Source organism: Lysinibacillus sp. fkY74-1 (assembly GCF_053165895.1).
Window position 1 is genome coordinate 912,128 of record NZ_CP170173.1, and the last position, 17,466, is coordinate 929,593.

At 37.5% G+C, this 17,466-nt stretch carries 20 protein-coding genes; 15 read left to right on the forward strand and 5 right to left on the reverse strand.

The genetic code is table 11. The features are described from left to right. Positions 1–122: 122 nt before the first annotated feature. The gene (locus ACE1MS_RS04200) at positions 123–1,592 is read left to right on the forward strand and encodes a UDP-N-acetylmuramoyl-L-alanyl-D-glutamate--2,6-diaminopimelate ligase (protein WP_031418899.1); all 1,470 of its coding nucleotides are present in this window, start codon (positions 123–125) and stop codon (positions 1,590–1,592) included. Here ACE1MS_RS04200 and ACE1MS_RS04205 read toward each other — a convergent pair. After that, positions 1,576–2,070, reverse strand: coding sequence for a PaaI family thioesterase (locus ACE1MS_RS04205; RefSeq protein ID WP_281487150.1), 495 nt, complete (start codon positions 2,068–2,070; stop codon positions 1,576–1,578). The genes ACE1MS_RS04200 and ACE1MS_RS04205 overlap by 17 nt on opposite strands. 91 nt (positions 2,071–2,161) lie before the next feature. On the opposite strand from ACE1MS_RS04205, the gene ACE1MS_RS04210 reads away from it, so the two are divergent. After that, positions 2,162–2,608, forward strand: a complete 447-nt coding sequence (locus tag ACE1MS_RS04210) for a YlbF family regulator (protein ID WP_031418901.1) — start codon at positions 2,162–2,164, stop codon at positions 2,606–2,608. Between the two features lie 532 nt (positions 2,609–3,140). Here ACE1MS_RS04210 and ACE1MS_RS04215 read toward each other — a convergent pair. Further along, a complete protein-coding gene (locus tag ACE1MS_RS04215) occupies positions 3,141–4,049 on the reverse strand; it encodes a glycerophosphodiester phosphodiesterase (RefSeq protein ID WP_012293136.1) in 909 nt (302 codons plus the stop codon). 375 nt (positions 4,050–4,424) lie between these two features. Between ACE1MS_RS04215 and ACE1MS_RS04220 the strand changes: the two genes are divergently transcribed. Further along, positions 4,425–4,697 carry a YlbG family protein gene (locus ACE1MS_RS04220; RefSeq protein WP_031418902.1) on the forward strand — a complete coding sequence of 91 codons (273 nt, stop codon included), beginning with the start codon at positions 4,425–4,427 and terminating at the stop codon, positions 4,695–4,697. Positions 4,698–4,699: 2 nt separating this feature from the next. Here ACE1MS_RS04220 and ACE1MS_RS04225 read toward each other — a convergent pair whose 3' ends face one another. Then, the gene (locus tag ACE1MS_RS04225; RefSeq protein ID WP_012293138.1) at positions 4,700–5,089 is read right to left on the reverse strand and encodes a DUF7147 family protein; all 390 of its coding nucleotides are present in this window, start codon (positions 5,087–5,089) and stop codon (positions 4,700–4,702) included. A 56-nt stretch (positions 5,090–5,145) separates the two neighbouring features. Here ACE1MS_RS04225 and ACE1MS_RS04230 point away from each other — a divergent pair, with 56 nt between their 5' ends. The 3 genes from ACE1MS_RS04230 (at position 5,146) to coaD (ending at position 7,698) form a co-directional block, all read left to right on the forward strand. Further along, positions 5,146–6,567: a hypothetical protein gene (locus ACE1MS_RS04230; protein WP_036214899.1), complete on the forward strand. Its 1,422-nt coding sequence runs from the start codon at positions 5,146–5,148 to the stop codon at positions 6,565–6,567. A gap of 71 nt (positions 6,568–6,638) precedes the next feature. After that, positions 6,639–7,205: a 16S rRNA (guanine(966)-N(2))-methyltransferase RsmD gene (rsmD, locus tag ACE1MS_RS04235; RefSeq protein WP_031418904.1), complete on the forward strand. Its 567-nt coding sequence runs from the start codon at positions 6,639–6,641 to the stop codon at positions 7,203–7,205. 1 nt (position 7,206) lies between these two features. Continuing rightward, positions 7,207–7,698, forward strand: coding sequence for a pantetheine-phosphate adenylyltransferase (gene coaD, locus ACE1MS_RS04240; protein ID WP_012293141.1), 492 nt, complete (start codon positions 7,207–7,209; stop codon positions 7,696–7,698). A gap of 61 nt (positions 7,699–7,759) precedes the next feature. On the opposite strand, the gene ACE1MS_RS04245 is transcribed toward coaD, so the two are convergent. Then, the gene (locus ACE1MS_RS04245; protein ID WP_230584349.1) at positions 7,760–8,659 is read right to left on the reverse strand and encodes a hypothetical protein; all 900 of its coding nucleotides are present in this window, start codon (positions 8,657–8,659) and stop codon (positions 7,760–7,762) included. A 118-nt stretch (positions 8,660–8,777) separates the two neighbouring features. Here ACE1MS_RS04245 and ACE1MS_RS04250 point away from each other — a divergent pair, with 118 nt between their 5' ends. Beyond that, on the forward strand, positions 8,778–9,824 hold the full coding sequence (locus tag ACE1MS_RS04250) for a SepM family pheromone-processing serine protease (protein ID WP_031418908.1): 1,047 nt from the start codon (positions 8,778–8,780) through the stop codon (positions 9,822–9,824). 46 nt (positions 9,825–9,870) lie between these two features. Here the strand turns inward: ACE1MS_RS04250 and ACE1MS_RS04255 are convergent, their stop codons facing one another. Further along, a complete protein-coding gene (locus ACE1MS_RS04255) occupies positions 9,871–11,082 on the reverse strand; it encodes a nucleotidyltransferase (protein ID WP_012293144.1) in 1,212 nt (403 codons plus the stop codon). Positions 11,083–11,249: 167 nt separating this feature from the next. Here ACE1MS_RS04255 and ACE1MS_RS04260 point away from each other — a divergent pair, with 167 nt between their 5' ends. The 8 genes from ACE1MS_RS04260 (at position 11,250) to mraZ (ending at position 17,462) form a co-directional block, all read left to right on the forward strand. Next, complete coding sequence (locus ACE1MS_RS04260; RefSeq protein ID WP_031418910.1) at positions 11,250–11,783, forward strand: YceD family protein; 534 nt, start codon at positions 11,250–11,252, stop codon at positions 11,781–11,783. 24 nt (positions 11,784–11,807) lie between these two features. Next, positions 11,808–11,981, forward strand: a complete 174-nt coding sequence (gene rpmF / locus ACE1MS_RS04265; protein WP_004224819.1) for a 50S ribosomal protein L32 — start codon at positions 11,808–11,810, stop codon at positions 11,979–11,981. Positions 11,982–12,144: 163 nt separating this feature from the next. Continuing rightward, complete coding sequence (locus ACE1MS_RS04270; RefSeq protein ID WP_031418911.1) at positions 12,145–12,912, forward strand: enoyl-CoA hydratase/isomerase family protein; 768 nt, start codon at positions 12,145–12,147, stop codon at positions 12,910–12,912. A gap of 110 nt (positions 12,913–13,022) precedes the next feature. Then, positions 13,023–13,400: a transcriptional regulator gene (locus ACE1MS_RS04275; RefSeq protein WP_012293147.1), complete on the forward strand. Its 378-nt coding sequence runs from the start codon at positions 13,023–13,025 to the stop codon at positions 13,398–13,400. Positions 13,401–13,587: 187 nt separating this feature from the next. Further along, positions 13,588–14,493: a ketopantoate reductase family protein gene (locus tag ACE1MS_RS04280; protein ID WP_012293148.1), complete on the forward strand. Its 906-nt coding sequence runs from the start codon at positions 13,588–13,590 to the stop codon at positions 14,491–14,493. Continuing rightward, complete coding sequence (locus tag ACE1MS_RS04285; protein WP_031418914.1) at positions 14,490–14,885, forward strand: DUF3397 domain-containing protein; 396 nt, start codon at positions 14,490–14,492, stop codon at positions 14,883–14,885. The genes ACE1MS_RS04280 and ACE1MS_RS04285 overlap by 4 nt, the downstream gene beginning before the upstream one ends. Positions 14,886–15,158: 273 nt before the next feature. Further along, on the forward strand, positions 15,159–16,775 hold the full coding sequence (gene bshC / locus ACE1MS_RS04290; RefSeq protein WP_036214903.1) for a bacillithiol biosynthesis cysteine-adding enzyme BshC: 1,617 nt from the start codon (positions 15,159–15,161) through the stop codon (positions 16,773–16,775). Between the two features lie 255 nt (positions 16,776–17,030). After that, complete coding sequence (mraZ, locus tag ACE1MS_RS04295) at positions 17,031–17,462, forward strand: division/cell wall cluster transcriptional repressor MraZ (protein ID WP_008173894.1); 432 nt, start codon at positions 17,031–17,033, stop codon at positions 17,460–17,462. Positions 17,463–17,466: the final 4 nt, after the last annotated feature.

The window sequence follows — 17,466 nt, forward strand, 5'->3', positions numbered from 1 at the left end:
CTTCGCTGAATGGACTTGTCTTCATTTTTTTGTGCTTGTTAGTGCTCCGATTGGCTTCAACATTTTTCGTCACACCGTTACAAAGGCCGTCATATGATAGAGAACTGAAAGGGGGAAGAGGCTTGCAATTAGCAGAGTTATTGAAAGACTGGCCATGTAGCGTGACGGGAGGTTCGATTCGAACAGAAATTACAGGCGTAGAGGATTATGCACAGGCCGTACAACCTGGCGACATTTTTATTGTACGAAAAGGCAAAAAAACTTCAGGAAGTCGTTTTGTCAAAGAAGCATTGGCCCGTGGAGCAGCCGCAATTGTCTCGGAGGAAAGTATTTCTTTACCCATTATTGATAAAGAAATTCCTTTTGTATGGGTTCCTAATACAGCCTTATTTCTATCGTATGCAAGTGCAAAGCTAGCGGCTTTTCCGGCAGAAGCATTAAGTGTTATTGCAATAACGGGGACAAATGGGAAGACCACAGTGAGTCACTTTGTCAGTCAACTTTTAAACGCTCTACATAAAAAAGCAGCGGTTATAGGAACGATTGGGTTTTATCTTGATGGCGAAAAGCAACAAACATCTTATGAGCAGCTTACCACATTGCAGGCTAAAGAATTACATCCGATATTAAAACAATGTGTACGCAAAGGTGTCTCACATGTAGTGTTAGAAGCATCTTCAATGGGATTACAGCAACATAGACTAGATCATTGTGATATTGATTGTGGAGTGTTTTTAAACTTATCAGAAGATCATTTAGAAGATCATGGGGGATTAGAAGCCTATAAACGTGCGAAAAAAAGATTAGCTGACTTATCTAAAAAGTTAGTATTAAACGGCGATGATAACTTTTGCCGTTCTGTTGGAATTTATGATAAGAAAAAATCCTGCTCATTTGGCTTTGATAATCACAATGATTTACATATCCAAATTGTCAGTGAAACAGTTGGCAAAACAGTGCTTTGCTTACAAACATCTGCGAGTGAGCATATTGTAGAAATCCCATTTGTAGGGAAGTATCATGTGCAAAATACGGTTGCAGCATTGATGGCAGTATGGCGCTTAGGAATTCCAATAGATGATATAATCGAACATATGTGGTCCTTAAAGCTTCCAGAAGGTAGGCTCGAGAAGATCGATAACCCAGTTGGAATTGATGTTTATGTAGATTATGCTCATACTGCTGAAGCGCTCCAAGCGGTGTTACAAACCTTCGATCGTTCGAAAACGATTTATCTTGTCTTTAGTTGTGGAGGAAATCGAGATAAAGCGAAACGCTTTGCTATGGGCGCTGTAGCAAGCAAATATGCAGACGTTATCTATTTAACAACAGATAATCCTCGAGATGAAGATCCAATCATAATTAATGAAAGTATTATTGCTGGTTTTACAGAGCAACAATACTATGAAATTTATTTAGACCGTAAAGTGGCAATCCATCAAGCGTTAGCGAAGGCAAAAAAAGGGGACATTGTCCTTGTTGCCGGAAAAGGGCATGAACAAACACAGCAAATTAAAAATCAAAAATTCCCTTTTTCCGATCAACAGTGTATCAAAGACTATTTTACAGGTTTACTTACCGACGCTGAATAACAAAGAATGATCCCGTAGCAATGGCTAGCTTGCGCCCTGTCTCATCTTCAATATCGCATTCCATTACAAGTGTTTGCCGCCCTTTATGAACAAAACGACCACGCGTAATTAATTCTTTATTCGTTGTTGTGGCAATATACGTGACATTCATATTTGTAGTTACTACATTAAATCCTTCTGGTACAGAACGGGAAGCAAGTCCACCCATTGCCGCATCGGCTATAGTCGCAATAATGCCGCCGTGTGGCACCTTTATCGTGTTATGAATAACTGGTGTAATGGGAATACGAACCTCACTGACTTCAGGCTCAAACTTGCCAACCATGTGTAAGGCAGCGTTAATAAAGCGACGATGAATGCCTTGCTGTTTTTCTCGGAGCCCGGTTAAAAGATGTAAAAGAACTTCTTCATCTTCCTCCGTACTATCTTGTAAAATTGCCCCTAATAATAGATCGATTTTTTCTTTGGATGTTGTCATCAATTGGAAAAACCTCTTTCATTAATAATCTCATTAATGTAAAATTACCATAAAATCTGTTATGATGGGAAAGAGATTGGGGGAATTAAAAATGATGATGACCTCTGACTGGGTATTCATTTTAGATGAGGCGGAAGCGCTTTGTGAGATGATTCTTTCCTCAGAACCTGCGATGGCGCTCCGACAAGCGTATGATGCCGTTTATAGTGATACACAAATTGTAGAAGCTATTTACGCGTTTAATCGCATGAAAGAACAGTACGAAGATGTACAACGTTTCGGAAAATATCATCCGGACTACCATACAATTATGAAGTCGATTCGCCAACAGAAGAGGGCGCTTGACTTAAATGAAAAGGTTTCTGCCTTAAAAATTGCTGAAAACGATTTTCAGGACTTGCTTGATGAGATTAGCCTACTTGTAGGGAAAACAGTCTCTGAAGCGGTAAAAGTTCCTGTAAGCAATCCATTCTTTGCATCTGGTTCATCTTGCGGAGGAGGATGTGGCTCGGGCGGTTCATGCTCATGCTCAGCGTAAATGAAGATGTGTTAAAACACATCTCTACTAGACTGTACACAACTCGAAGTAAAACTGAGTTTGTTTACAGTCTTTTTCTATACAATTATGGCAGGAGGCAATATACATGAAAAACATAGGATTGCAGTCGTACCAGAAGATGGTATATGAAAAGAGGTAGTACCAGCAGTTATAGATGCACATGCACTTAATATGGGGGATCTATTAGATGGTCGCTTTCAATACGAGTGGACATCTTTCCAGGGGCATTATCACTTAGAGAGGGCTAATATGAAACCTGAAAATGGGATAGAGATTTAGAGTCATATGACCAAATTTTCTTATGGGCAGTGGGCATGCCGCAATTAGTGCCAGACCATATTTCTTAAGAGGGCTACTGAACGGATGCGGTATTACAACATGAAGAATCAGTCTATCAATGAAAGACATTACTTAATATAACAAAAGCCATCGTGTATCTCGATGGCTTTTATCAATAGTAAGAAGGAAGGCGTTTATTTAAAACATTAGCTTTCCATAGGATAATTCCTTGTTAAGACTCTTGAGTTTGCAATAATTCTACGGCTATATCAGGACGATCCGTAATAATCCCTTTAGCGCCGTTAGTAATTAATTTTTTCATCGTCTCTATGTCATTGATTGTCCAATAGTGAACTGGAATGTTGAGATTATTTAAAAACTGAATAAATTTTGGAGAATCTAAAGCGATAACCCCTGATTTAGGAGGAATTTGGAACACATCTACTTTTGGATGATATAAATGTCCGAATTGACTGGAGAAGGAAGCAAATGCTTTTCTTACATCTGATTCCCCTGCACCAAGCGCCACCTGATTTTGAGCATATAAGTTAAAACGATCTATTTGCTCACCATAAAAACTTGTTACAACAACACGATCCTCTGCGCCAAGTTCCTCAATTAAACGCCAGAGCTTAGAAGGCATTAGACTTCCTTCATAAGTTTCAGGGGCATCTTTAATATCGATATTGATTAACATATGTGGGTACGTCTCAAGTAGCTCACGTAATGTTACTACTTGTAATTTATCCTCACGATAAGGGAAGGCTCCATCCAAATCTTCAAATTGATAGCCGTGGTTTAAGGCATTGATTTCTGCCAATGTCATGTCAGCTATAAGACCGTAGCCATCTGTTGTTCGTTCAACTGTATCATCGTGGAAAACAATAATTTCTTCGTCTTTTGTTAATCGTACGTCTATTTCAAATCCATCAACGCCTAGCTGAGCTGCTTTGTCAAAGGCGATCATAGTATGTTCGGGTGCTAAATGAGCTCCGCCTCGGTGTGCAAGAATGATTGTGCGATCAAACTGTAATGCTTGTTTACCTTCACGTTGCTGTGGTTTAGAAATAGCTTTACTACCCGCCCAAGCTGCCGCACTTGCAGCTGCGATTGCAATTGCTATTTTAGTTTTCTTCCCCATATTCGTCCTCCTTAACAATTTTTTTCTAAAGTAATGGTGAATTCATTGTTTCAATGACTAGCTCCCAACGTTCGTCCAAGAGCTTTATAAAAAACTAGTAAGTAGTTAAGGGAATGATGATTTTTTCATGTCGACTTCTACCTTCATCCGTGATGAAAGAATGAGGCATAAACATCTCATCCTTCAGTAAAATATACATTCCATGGAAAAAATAATCATGTAAGCTATTTAAAACAACTGATTCGAATTTCTACGATGCTAACGTAGTATGCTTTTCCATTATAACGGAAAATCGAGCGTTCTGTCAGCTAAACTCTGTTGCTATCATTTTCTGGTCTATGGTATGCTTTTAGGTAAGAAATGAGGGAATCCATTATGAACGAACGACAAGGGCTAATCGTTTATGTCCATCAATTAAAACATGCGAAGTCTCTTCGGAAATATGGTCATGTTCTTTATATTTCTAGAAGACAAAAATATGTAGTGCTGTATTGTGATCGTGAGGACATTGAAATGTTGACAACAAAACTACAACGCCTTCCTTTTGTGAAAGACGTTGTGGAATCTTACCGTCCATTTGTGAAAACTGAATACGAAAATGCAAAGCCAGATAAAGCCAAGGAATATGACTATAAAGTAGGTCTATAATATTAGGCTAATGCTGGTATATAGTTATTTAGTCTTAATATGCCGATTAAGTATTGATAAAATAGTTTTGATTCCGAAAATATAGATGAGTGCTTTATTTCTACAACAACTGCTTTTCGGTCTAGTTGTTCTATTTGTGCTTCAAACATTTTTTGTCGCTTAGTTGGTTGTTCATCATGATAAGGGATGCCTTCGCGACAAATATATATTGGCATGAATTTACTTTCACCCACTGGTTTGAAGGCAACGGCTAAGGAGATTACCTTTTTATCTTCTTTTGTAGATGTTAGTATAAAGGCCTGATGAAAGCGTTCCTGATTGGTTTTAATAATTTCAAGTAGCTCGTATACATCACCATAGCCTTCTCCTAATTCTATAAATTGTTGTGGCATAATAATTGCACATCCTTTCCAATACTCATAGTATCATGCTGCGGGAGGTCAAGCACATGAAATTTGCATTAAGCTTTTTTTCTATTTTAGTACTTATTATTTCAGGAACGTTATTTTTCCAGTATCATGCATACTCATCTGATTTAGAAACCGGCATAGGGGATTTTCATTACTCGCAGGAAATTGAGATTGTTTATCGTGAAAATAGCTTAGATATTCGCCAACATTTTAAAAATTTGCCAAATCAAAAGGTGAAAATAAAATGGCCTGAAAAGGCAACAAATCCTAGTTGCTTTATCGAGAATGAAAAAAGCTGTGATCGATTATCAGATGAGGTCTCTTATTTTGCAAAAGGGGAGACAAAATCACAATCTGTGTCATACATAATTCCGATTGAGGGTGGCTTGAAAAATAAGATGCTCCTTCAAGACGTTTTTGCTACACTAATTAATGGTGAAGCGTCCTATTCAATTGTTCATATTTCTACAGATAGTAAAATTAATGGACAATGGATTACAGGTTTGCCATTAGTAGGTCAACAACAGCTATCACTTGTTAACTATACGATGTTTAGAGGCAACGGAACTGTTCATGATCTTTATTGGCAAGCAGGAAAACTCAAAGTACAAGAACAAACGCCTGTATTATCAATCTATGCACAACAGGCTGTTCCGAATGATTTCCTAAAATCTTTAGAGAGTTTACAGTTTTTAAATGATGAACATATCGCGATTATTCAAGAGAAAAGTCCTGTCCCGGTTCATGATGAAAGGTTGTTATTTTTACCAACACTTACAGCTCAAGCTGTTGAACAGGAAGTCATTTTGTCCCAAATAAAATCGCAATATACATTTGTGGACTCCCCAGAATGGTTGCTAGAAGTTGTGGCATCCTATTTAGTGAATGATTCAATTGGTGGAGACAAAGCAAAGAAAATTGTGAAGACATTGAATGATTATATGACAGATAGTCAACAGCAGAGTTGGCAAGATAAGTTGAAAAAACTTGGAGATGACCCTATTTCTCCAAACACTATGGATGAGTATTTATCGCAAGTGTTAGATGCTAAGACATCATACTTTACGTTAAATGCAGCACAGAAAAACGGAACATATCCGTTATTATTTGAGGATTCTCGAGATGTATATGTGAATGATGTGTTGAAGGAAGACGTTCATGTTATTCTATATGAAGGACAAGCGTTATATACGGCAGATACGTTATTACCTTATCTTGGTTATACAGTCGGAGAAGGAAAGAACGGCTATTATGTAAATAGCGAGCATCGCACATTCCGATTCCCTAAAGAACCTGGATTTTATGTATTCAATCAGCGAAGATATTCAACAATTTCAGAGCCAATTATTAAAATTGCTAATCAATATTATGTGGAAGAAGCTTGGTTACAACGTTTATTCTTAGTTGAATTACAAAAGAAAGAGGAACGTATTCAAGTATTAACACAAGAGCAACAATAAATTTTGCAGCGGAGGGCTTTCCTTTCGCTGCAAAAATACTTTATATGGATGAAAGTACGGTGATAGCTTATATGAGAGTTGTAGCAGGAGAGCGTAAAGGAATGCCGCTAAAGGCGATAGCTGGGAATACGACGAGGCCTACAACTGATAAAGTGAAGGAATCGATTTTTAATATTATTGGTCCTTTTTTTGATGGAGGTACTGCACTTGATTTGTTTGCAGGAAGCGGCGGTTTAGGTATTGAATCGCTAAGTCGTGGTGTAGAGCGTGCTATTTTTATTGAAAAAGATGCAAAAGCCTTTCAGGTGCTGCAAGAAAATATAAAAAAATGCCGTTACGAAGAGCATACTGAGCTGTTTCGCATTGATGCAAAGCGTGCTGTGAAAGCGCTATTAAAGCGTGATATTACGTTTTCATTAGTTTTTTTAGATCCACCTTATCATCAAAAGGAATACTATGACTTAGTACAATTACTCGTTGATAATGAAAAAATTCAACAAAATGGTATTATTTTATGTGAACATGCAAAAGAAGTAACATTGCCTCAAAGTTTTGGTGAGTTTGTTTTAAAAAGACAAGAAGCATATGGCGGAACAATTATTTCTGTTTATCGCTGTACAGAGGAAGAGGGAGAATAAGTTGTCAGAGAAAATTGCTGTAGTTCCTGGAAGTTTTGACCCTGTGACATTTGGCCATTTAGATATTATTAAACGTGCAGCCGATGTGTTCGATATCGTCTATGTCGCCGTATTAAACAATTCAGCAAAAAATCCGTTGTTTTCTGTAGAGGAGCGTATGGCTTTAATGGCTGAAGTAACAAAAGCGTTACCTAATGTTCGGATAGAAAGTTCTTCAGGTCTTCTCATAGACTATGCTAAAGAAAAAAAAGCCAAGGCCATTGTACGTGGCTTACGAGCAGTTTCAGATTTTGAATATGAAATGCAAATTACTTCTATGAACCGTTTTCTTGATGAAACCATTGAAACATTTTTCATTATGACGAAGAATCAATACTCATTCCTAAGTTCCAGTATTGTAAAAGAGGTTGCGAAATATGGAAGTGATGTAAATGAGCTAGTTCCAGATTGTGTTGTACAAGCTTTAAAAGAAAAATATGGTTTTTCCCAATAGTGGTTGAAGAGGATGTCGGTAATATACGCTGAACATCCTCTTTTTTATCTGTGAAAACTAATTATTTCAGAAAAAATAGAGCATAAATAGTTGGTACAATGATTATGCTAAGGAGGCGGAATTTTAGATAAGGTCTCACAGAAAGTTTGGCGGATTTAGCAATCACAAAAATTTGTAAATGAATACTTATACTTTGCATCGTTAACAAAATGACGACTAGTAAAGTAGTATACGGAAAATCTGGGAAGGCAGTGACAGTCATTTTAAGACCATTTGTCACTTCTAGAATAGCTGCTAAGGAAAGTTCAATTGTATAAGGCAGTTTTGGTATTAATTGATCTAATCCCTGTTGCACAATAGTCTGGATGGTTGTGAAAAAGATAATAGTTGTGCCCACTAGCAAAATTGTTGGGGCAGTTTCTTTAATACTTTCTGAAAAGGGAGCCGTATAAAGTGTAGTGTTGTGAACAGATATGGTAGGTGAATCCGTTTTGCGGTATAAAAAGTAACCAGTTACTAAGCAACAAATATTAAACGTATGTAGTAAACATAAAAATAACCATCCAAACGTATTACTGTGTAGTAAATCAAGACTTACAAAACCTAACACGAATAATGGACTTGGTGCATGACAAACAGCTAGTAGAAAATTTGCTTCTTTAGGATGTAACTGACCGCTGTTTTTTAAATAAACAATAGTGGTTGCTCCAGTTGGATAGCCCCCAAGTGCGCTAATAATATAGGCTTGTACGTATAAGGAAGCTCTCTTTGTTTTCGTACGCATAGGCGCTGTTAAACGCAAAAGCCATTGTGTTAATACCAAATAGGGTAGTAAATACGGAAATAACGCCTCCATGAAAAGAGATAAGCCTAAATCAGTACCACTATGAGCGGTTTGTGGGAATAACAAGAGTAAGAGAATTAGAATTACGCAGAGCGCTATTTGAATTGTAGCAAACATGTTATCATCTCGTTTCAACTTTTTGTCATTCACATAGGCAAATGCTAAAATTAATATATGTGAGAAAGGCAAAAACATGAACGTATGGTTTTGCAAGCGTCCTAGGAGGTGTATTCAAGTGAAGAAAAAAATTGGCATTTATGCGGTGGTAATAGTCGTGATTTGTTCTATGATGTTATACCGACTAGACGCGTATATTATGAAACCTGGTAGTGCCTATGATGTCAGTAAATTTGTTACAGTCGATAGCAAGGAGCCAGATAGTTTAGGGTCTATGAGTCTCATGACGGTTGCCATGCAGCAAGCCACACCGTTTTCATATTTATGGGCTAAAACTCAAAAATATCAAAAACTCATGGATATTGAACAAGTCCGAAATCCATTAGAGGATGATGAGGAATATAATGTTCGACAGTTGAAATTAATGTCAGATTCACAATTTAATGCAAAATATGTAGCTTTCCAAAGAGCTGGATTAGAGACAAAAATTCATTTTAACGGTGTTTTTATCTTAAATGTATTAGATGGTGGTGCTTCAGACGGCATCTTAAAAGCTGGTGATGAAATAATTGAAGTGGATGGTCACAAAATAACTAATCAGCAAATGCTTGTAGAGCTTTTACAGCCTAAACAGCTTGGGGATCAAGTAACGATTCAATTTATACGACAAGAAGAACAGCAAAAGGCAACGGTTACATTGAAGGAAATTCCAAATGCGCAAGAACATAGAGCGGGTTTAGGGATTTCTTATACAGAAAGCAAATCAATTGAAACCAATCCACAAGTAACAATGAAAACAGAGGATATTGGTGGTCCATCTGCAGGATTGATGTTTACACTTGAAATATTAGACCAACTTCTGGATGAGGATTTAACGAAAGGTTATGCCATTGCAGGTACAGGAGAAATGCTAGTGGATGGATCTGTTGGTCGAATTGGGGGGATTGACTATAAGGTCATAGCGGCTGATCGTGATGGTATGGAAATCTTTTTTGCCCCCGATGATGAAATTTCTACAGAAATGAAGGCAAAATATCCAGATTTAGAGTCGAATTATACAACTGCTGTAAAAACAGCGAAGGAGATTGGGACAAAGATGAAAATTGTACCTGTGAAAAATGTAGATGATGCCATAAAATATTTAAAGCAGCTGCAACCAAAATAAAGACGATAAAGGGATGCTAGACTATCTAGCATCTCTTTTTATGACTTTAATTACGAATTGGGGGTGTTTGATAATCTTTAGGGAGACTCTGCGCTGTAACGCCTTGTTCTATACTTAAATTGTATAGCTCTGCAGCATGAATATCGATGGCCAACATAGCATCATTTGCAGCTGCAACACGACTTATTAAAGGTAATTCAATATCTTTTTTGCGTTTTCCTAAATAAGCTTGACCTTTTGCGCTCATGCCAAGTAAACGGATAAATGATGGGGCTTCAAAGCTCTGTAGCTGTTCCTTTGTAAACCCTGTATAAATATGAGTGATCATACGTTGTATTCGTGTCCATGTATAACGTTTAGATTTTATTTTTTCCATAAAGCTATTAAAGGATGAGCTATTTTTTGCAGCTTTCATAATAGCGTTCTCAATTCCTTCAGTTACTTCTGCATAACGAGTGAGCTCTGAAGGCGTGTGTCTCATGATAGTGAACTGTAATAGTGGCCAAAATGATTCCCAACTGGCAAATTTTTTATAGTGTCTATGCCAGTCTGTCAAATAATCAAAAGATGTCTCAGGGACAACCTTTTGCACACTTTGTAAAGAACTTGTAGATGCTAGGGCTTTACGTATTCCAGTGGCGCTTGCAATGGATGAGTCCTGTTTAAGTGCATCATGATAACCTGCTGCGATACGGGGAATGGTTAGCGGCTTGATGTTACTGTCCAGCGTTCTCGCCGCCTCTAGATAATGAAAGCCAAGAATATTATTGGGTTGTGCAAGATCAATGTATGGGGCTGGGAACTTCTGAGTAAGCTGTTCATAGGCGTAATATAGGCTTTTAGGGTAGCTAGCCCCCGTTTTAAGGCTGTCTTTTATGAGTGCGTCATATTCTGTACGGTTATTGTCAATCAAATCATAAGTGTTCAAGAATGGTTGGATAGAGCCATCCTCACTACCAAAAGCAAATGAGTCACAGCCAACGGCAGTTAATATTGAAATCGCCCCCTTTGCGAAATCAGTAGCAGGAGCTGTACTATAGACATAAGGTAGCTCAATGACAATATCTACACCACCTGCGAGTGCCATTTTTGTACGTGTCCATTTATCAACCATAGCTGGTTCACCACGTTGTAAAAATGTTCCACTCATAACAGCGATGACAATATCTGCTTTCGCTACTTTTTTTGCCTGTGTCAAATGATAGGCATGTCCGTTGTGAAAAGGATTATATTCAACAACAATTCCAACTGCTTTCATGCTTTCCCTCCTGGTCATTTATGTTTTTATGGTAAGCTGTTAGGAGCAAATATACTTCTTATAGTATATAATTATAAGTAGGTTTTAAAGTAGTGACAAGAAATTATCTTGACATCTATTTTTACACATTATATAATCAACATTGTTGTCTCGAGGTGATTAAACGAATGAAATGGTCAATTCATCAATTATCTAAATACCGCCAAAACGGGATGCCAATCGATGCCTTTGTCCAATTGGACGAAGTGATGGAGCGAAACCAGGATATTCGAGCAATTTCGCCCGTTCATGTAAAAGGGCTATGTACTTTTGGTGCATCGCAAATGACATGTCAGTTAACTGTGAAAGCGACGTTAACACTACCATGTGCTCGCACGTGGGAGGATGTTGAGTTTCCTATCAATGTTGAGACAGTTGAAATTTTTAGCTGGATTGACGAAGATCAACGAGGAGACGATGACGGAGACATTCACTATATTGACGGTGAAGTCATCGACATGAAACCAGTTCTTGAGGAACTAGTGTTACTCGAGGTGCCTATGCAAGTGTTCAAGGAAAATACTGAAGGACAAGTGCAAGGCGGTAAAAGCTGGTCTTATGCAACAGACGAAGACGTAGAGCTACACAAAAAAGCTGACGAACAAAAAGTGGATCCAAGACTAGCTGCTTTAGCTAAGTATTTTGATCAAACAGACGAATAGACGATCTGTAAGGAGGTGCCATCAATGGCTGTACCATTTAGAAGAACTTCTAAAACTGCAAAAAGAAAGCGTCGTACGCATTTCAAATTATCTGTACCTGGTATGGTAACTTGCCCTAACTGTGGTGAGGCTAAATTATCACACCGTGTTTGCAAAGCTTGCGGACAATACAAAGGTAAAGAAGTAGTAAGCAAATAATACAGTGTTTGCTCACTTAAAAGGCTAGTAGAGAGACCATGGCTCTTTACTAGCCTTTTTTTGATGGATTAAAAACGGAATATTGCGTCGTTTGTGAAGTTTAATATAATAGTGAAATAATTGTATGATACAATTTGTTCATGGAGACAAAGGGGGTAGTGATGTGAGTTATACGATTGACAATCGTGATGGTGTTATGACTTTTACGATTAATCGAGAAGAGAAGCGTAATGCTGTCAATGATGAGGTTATGAATGGTCTTCAGGAAGTCATTATGTATATTCGTAAACATGAGGATGTACGTTTTTTAGTAGTGACGGGTGCTGGAGAAAAATCATTTTGCTCTGGGGGAGATCTATCTGAGTTTCATTCTCTGGAGACGGAGGATGAGGCATTTGGTATGTTAAGTAAAATGGGGAACATATTATATGACCTTGCGACACTCCCGGTTCCGACGATAGCGCTTATAAATGGTACTGCAGTTGGTGGCGGTTGTGAGATTGCCACGGCTTGTGATTTCCGTTTAGTGGCAGAACATGCCAAGTGCGGTTTTATTCAAGGGACCTTAGCCATTACGAGTGGCTGGGGTGGTGGTACATATCTTTTTGAAAGAGGGTTACGTCATGATCGTGCGTTAAAAATGCTTGTAGATGCAAAGCCATATCCTGCACATTTGCTCTATGAAATAGGGTGGGCAATGCGAGTTTTTGAAGGCTCAAAAGAAGAGGCGTTAAATGATTTTATTGAACATATGCGAAAAATACATCCGTCTGTTCATAAAGCTTATAAGGAAATCGAACTTCGTAAATGGCGCGAACGAAATATGTATGAGCGGGTGATGGAGGAAGTTCGTACTTGTGCAAAATTGTGGGAAAGCGAAGCGCATCATTTGGCTGTTAATAATTTCTTAACTAAGAAGAATAAAAAGTGATGTATAAAGGCAGTGATGAAAGTAAAACATCATCACTGTCTTTTTTCATGCAATGATTCTATTTTGCTCGCTACTGCATATAGTAGTAAAAAATGCGAGGGTGATAGATTATGGAATTGAAAAAAAGAAAAGATCAATGGACAAAGGAAGACGATGAAAGACTAGCAGAAATTGTCTTGCATAATGTGCAAAATGGCAAAACGCAGTTGGAGGCTTTTGAAATGGCGGCTGTGGAATTGGGCCGTACAAAGCAGGCATGTGGCTTCCGTTGGAATAAAACATTACGTGGTCAATATAGTCAGTCATTATTAGCTGTAAGAAATCAACCACAACAATCTATGCGAAGTCACTTGAAATTGGCATTGACAAGTTTTGACGAATTAACAGATGCCTATCAAACCCTTGAAATGAAACATCGCGAGTTGCAAAATGAACATGAGAAATTAGTGAAGTGGCTGCAACAAGGTTATTCATTAATGAAAGATTAAATTTACAGTAGCTTCGGAAGATTATACAATATTTATCTTTCCTAGAGATAAAACCCTTTCAGTATATCGTCAATAATCAGCCAATCTTGTATAATAGAAGAACCTGCTTAGGGGTGCCTTAGAATTTATTCTGAGGCACCTTATTCTTATAGCTTTATAAAGTAGTGAGGAAAGGATGTAAAATGAAATGATGAAGGTAGCAGTTATTGGTGCTGGTGCGGTTGGTCAATTAACAGCAAGCTTTTTAGCAGAGTCGGGAATGTCAGTGTCATTGGTTGCCAGAAAACAGGAGCAGGTAGAAGAGCTAACTATCAATCAATTAACGCGATTGAATGTTGATGGAACTAAAACTGTACAAAAAATTGTTTCTACAACAAATTTAACTTCTTTACCACCTCAAGATTTAATGGTCATTGCTGTTAAATATGTTCATTTACAGAATCTCTACGACCAATTAGCGTCACTATCAAATGAAATACCTTTGCTCTTTTTGCAAAATGGCTTAGCTCATTTTGAGGAGGCACTAAATTTACCTCAAAAAAATATCGCGTTTTGCTCTGTATCTTTTGGCGCACAATTGCTGAATCAAACAACGGTTCAACATAGAGGAATTGGTCCATGTAAAATAGCTATTGAACGAGGGGAACAACATGTTTTTTTTAAGTTGTTACAGTTACAAAACCCATTGTTTCCTGTTGAACTGGTCGATAATGCGGAGAAGATGCTATTTGAAAAAGCTATATTCAATAGCTTAATCAATCCATTAACTTGTGTATTACAAATAAAGAACGGGGAACTAGTGACGAATACACACGCGTATGTACTTATGAAAAATTTATATGAGGAGTTAACAATGGCGTTCGAAGGCATTGAGCGCACTATATCTTTTGGAGACGTGGTAGACTTATGTAGGCAAACAGCCGAAAATACCTCTTCTATGCTTGCAGATCGTATGCAGGGAAGAAGAAGTGAGATTGAAACAATTGTTGGTGCCATACTGAATAAAGCCTTAACAAATGGTCATCATTTGCCTACTTTGCGTACCTTATATCTCCAAGTACTTGCGATAGAGGAGAGCGGTGAACAAAGTTGAAAGACATTTTACATATAATTGTTAGTATCGTTATTTTTTGTCCAATTGTTCTTTTTATTATAGTCTATCTAATTAGCAGGAAAGTTAAAATACGGGGCACGCATGCATTTGGTGCAGCCTCTGATGTGACAACCTTCTGTTTGTTCTTTTCGGTACCCTTAGGCATTGGGGTACTATGGCAAATAAATGTAGGGGGACTTTTAGTCATACTTGCAATAATGATGGCTATGATTTTTACATATATTGATTGGCGGACAAAAAAAGAAATAGAAGTGAAGCCTTTATTAAAGAAAATTTGGCGTTTTTTATTTTTATTATTGAGCACCGCGTATGCTGTTATTTGTATAATTGGTGTCATTCAGTCCCTTGTAGACTATTTTCGGGTTGTCTAAGCATTTTCTTTTCAAGTTGGAGCTATAAGGGTTAAAATAATAGCATTATAAAGTAGATATAAAAAATCATTCTTTATGGATGGGAAACTGATTAAAGGCCATAAAGCCCAGAGCTAGAAGAATAGTTCAGTAATATTGCACAGTGCTATATTTATGGTGGGAGAAATGCAATATGGGCTAAAACATTTACTGCATCATGTGCATAATATGTGAGGAATCAATTTCTCGTTATAAGTAAATTAATGATTGAGTGAGTAGAGGAGCTTATGTTAAATGAAACTGGAGTCTATCCAAGTACCTATAAAAAATAATGTGCTAGCCGATTACTGGTCGCCAAATACTGCCATTCATCAGTTTTTTGAATACGAATTTAATGATCAGGCTTTTGAGAAAAGAGCGAAGCATTTAGCACAACATGCCAGAGATCAAAAAGAGCTGACAGCCATCATCCGTCAATTTATGGAGCCGCTAGGGCTATCACAAAAAGCGAATGAGCATTTACAACAATTAGAACAGGGAGCTATGGTCATAATTGGTGGCCAACAAGCAGGTATCTTAACTGGCCCTCTTTACTCCGTTCATAAAGCGATTTCAGTGATTGTGTTAGCAAAAGAGCAAAGTGTGAAGCTTCAAAGATCTGTGGTACCTGTTTTTTGGATAGCTGGAGAAGATCATGATTTGGAAGAAATTAATCATACCTATACGGTGCATGGTGAGCTATTAAAAAAACGTGCATACAGTGAGCGCTCTAGACGTAAAACAATGGCTTCTGCAACAATGCTCAATAAAGAGTCAATGACACAATTCATCCATACCGTTGTTAGGGATATTGGGGAAACAGAGTATACAGAGGCGCTTATTAAACAATTAGTAGATGTGCTGAACGAAAGTGAGACATTTACTGATTTCTTTGCGCGGTTAATGAACCAATTATTTAAAGATGAAGGGTTACTGTTAATTGATGCAGCGGATTATAATTTCCGTCAATATGAAAGTACCAATTTTACGCATATCATTCAGCATAGTGAAGAAATTGCTAGAGTCGTAACAGAAAAGGAAGAGCAACTAGAGCGAACGGGCTACGGAAAACCTATTTTGGCCACACGAGAAGCAGCTAATTTATTCTATGTAGAGGATGGAGAACGTCATCTTTTAGAAAGAAAAAATGATCTATTTATTAATTTAGCAGCAAACCTTAAATTTACTCGAGAAGAGCTATTAGAGATTGCTGAAAAATATCCAGAGCGTTTGAGTAATAATGTAGTGTCTCGCCCATTAATGCAGGAAATGACGTTCCCTGTACTAGCATTCGTCGGTGGTCCAGGTGAATTAGCTTATTGGGCAACATTAAAGAGTGCATTTTCTGTGCTAGACCTACAAATGCCTATTTTTGCTCCACGCCTTCATATGACGATTGTGACGCGTCATGTAGAACAATTATTACGTGAACATCAATTGTCTGTTACAGATGTTTGGAATGGCAAAGCCTTAGAAATGAAAGAGCGTTTTATTCATGATGTGCAAGATATTGAAGCTAAACGCAAAATTCAGGCTATGGAGCAGTTATTAGCAGAAAAGTACAGTGAGCTTGCATCGTATTTAGAGGAACAACATTTAACTTTAGATAAAATCCTTGTGAAGAATCAAGAAAATCATGCAAAACAATTTGATTACCTTCAGCAAAAAATTGAACAAACTGTACTCGATAAGCATGAGACTACTATACGCAAATTTACGACGCTACAAAATGAGTTGTATCCAAATGAGGGCTTCCAGGAAAGAACGTATAATCCGTATCAATATTTTAATGAGTTTGGACCTATGTTGATTGCTGAAATGTTAAAGCAAAACTATAGTATTGGCAAACACCACTATTTACTTTATTTATAAAACCTAAGTATCAAGTTCTTTATACCTAGGTAGTTTTTTGATACAATAGGGATTTGATGAATAATGTCTATAAAAATCGTATATAGAGAGCTATCCTACTAAGGATAGCTCTTTCTTTATGTCATTTAGCATATATCAAAAATTCCTATCAAGGTCTAATTGCATATTAAGAGATAAAATGTCAAGTTTTTTTAAAAAAAAGTGGAGGAAAGTGGGGGGATGTGGTACATTATTTAATAAAGTGGGGTGAGTAGTATGTTCATGGGAGAATATCAACACTCCGTTGATGCAAAAGGGCGATTAATCGTGCCGGCAAAATTTCGTGAAGCTTTAGGCGAAGCGTTTGTTGTCACAAGAGGTCTCGATAACTGTCTATTTGGCTATCCTATGAATGAATGGCGAAAACTCGAAGAAAAGTTAAAAGATTTACCGATGACCAAAAAGGATACACGTGCATTTGCAAGGTTTTTCTTTTCTGGAGCAACAGAGGTAGAAATAGACAAGCAGGGGCGAATCAATATTCCAGCTACTCTTATGCAACATGCACATCTGGTTAAGGAATGTGTAGTGTTGGGGGTTTCAAATCGAATTGAGATTTGGGCTAAGGATGCATGGGAAGCTTACTTCAGCGAGTCTGAACAATCTTTTAATGAAATTGCAGAAAATATGATTGGCTTTGATTTTTAACTTT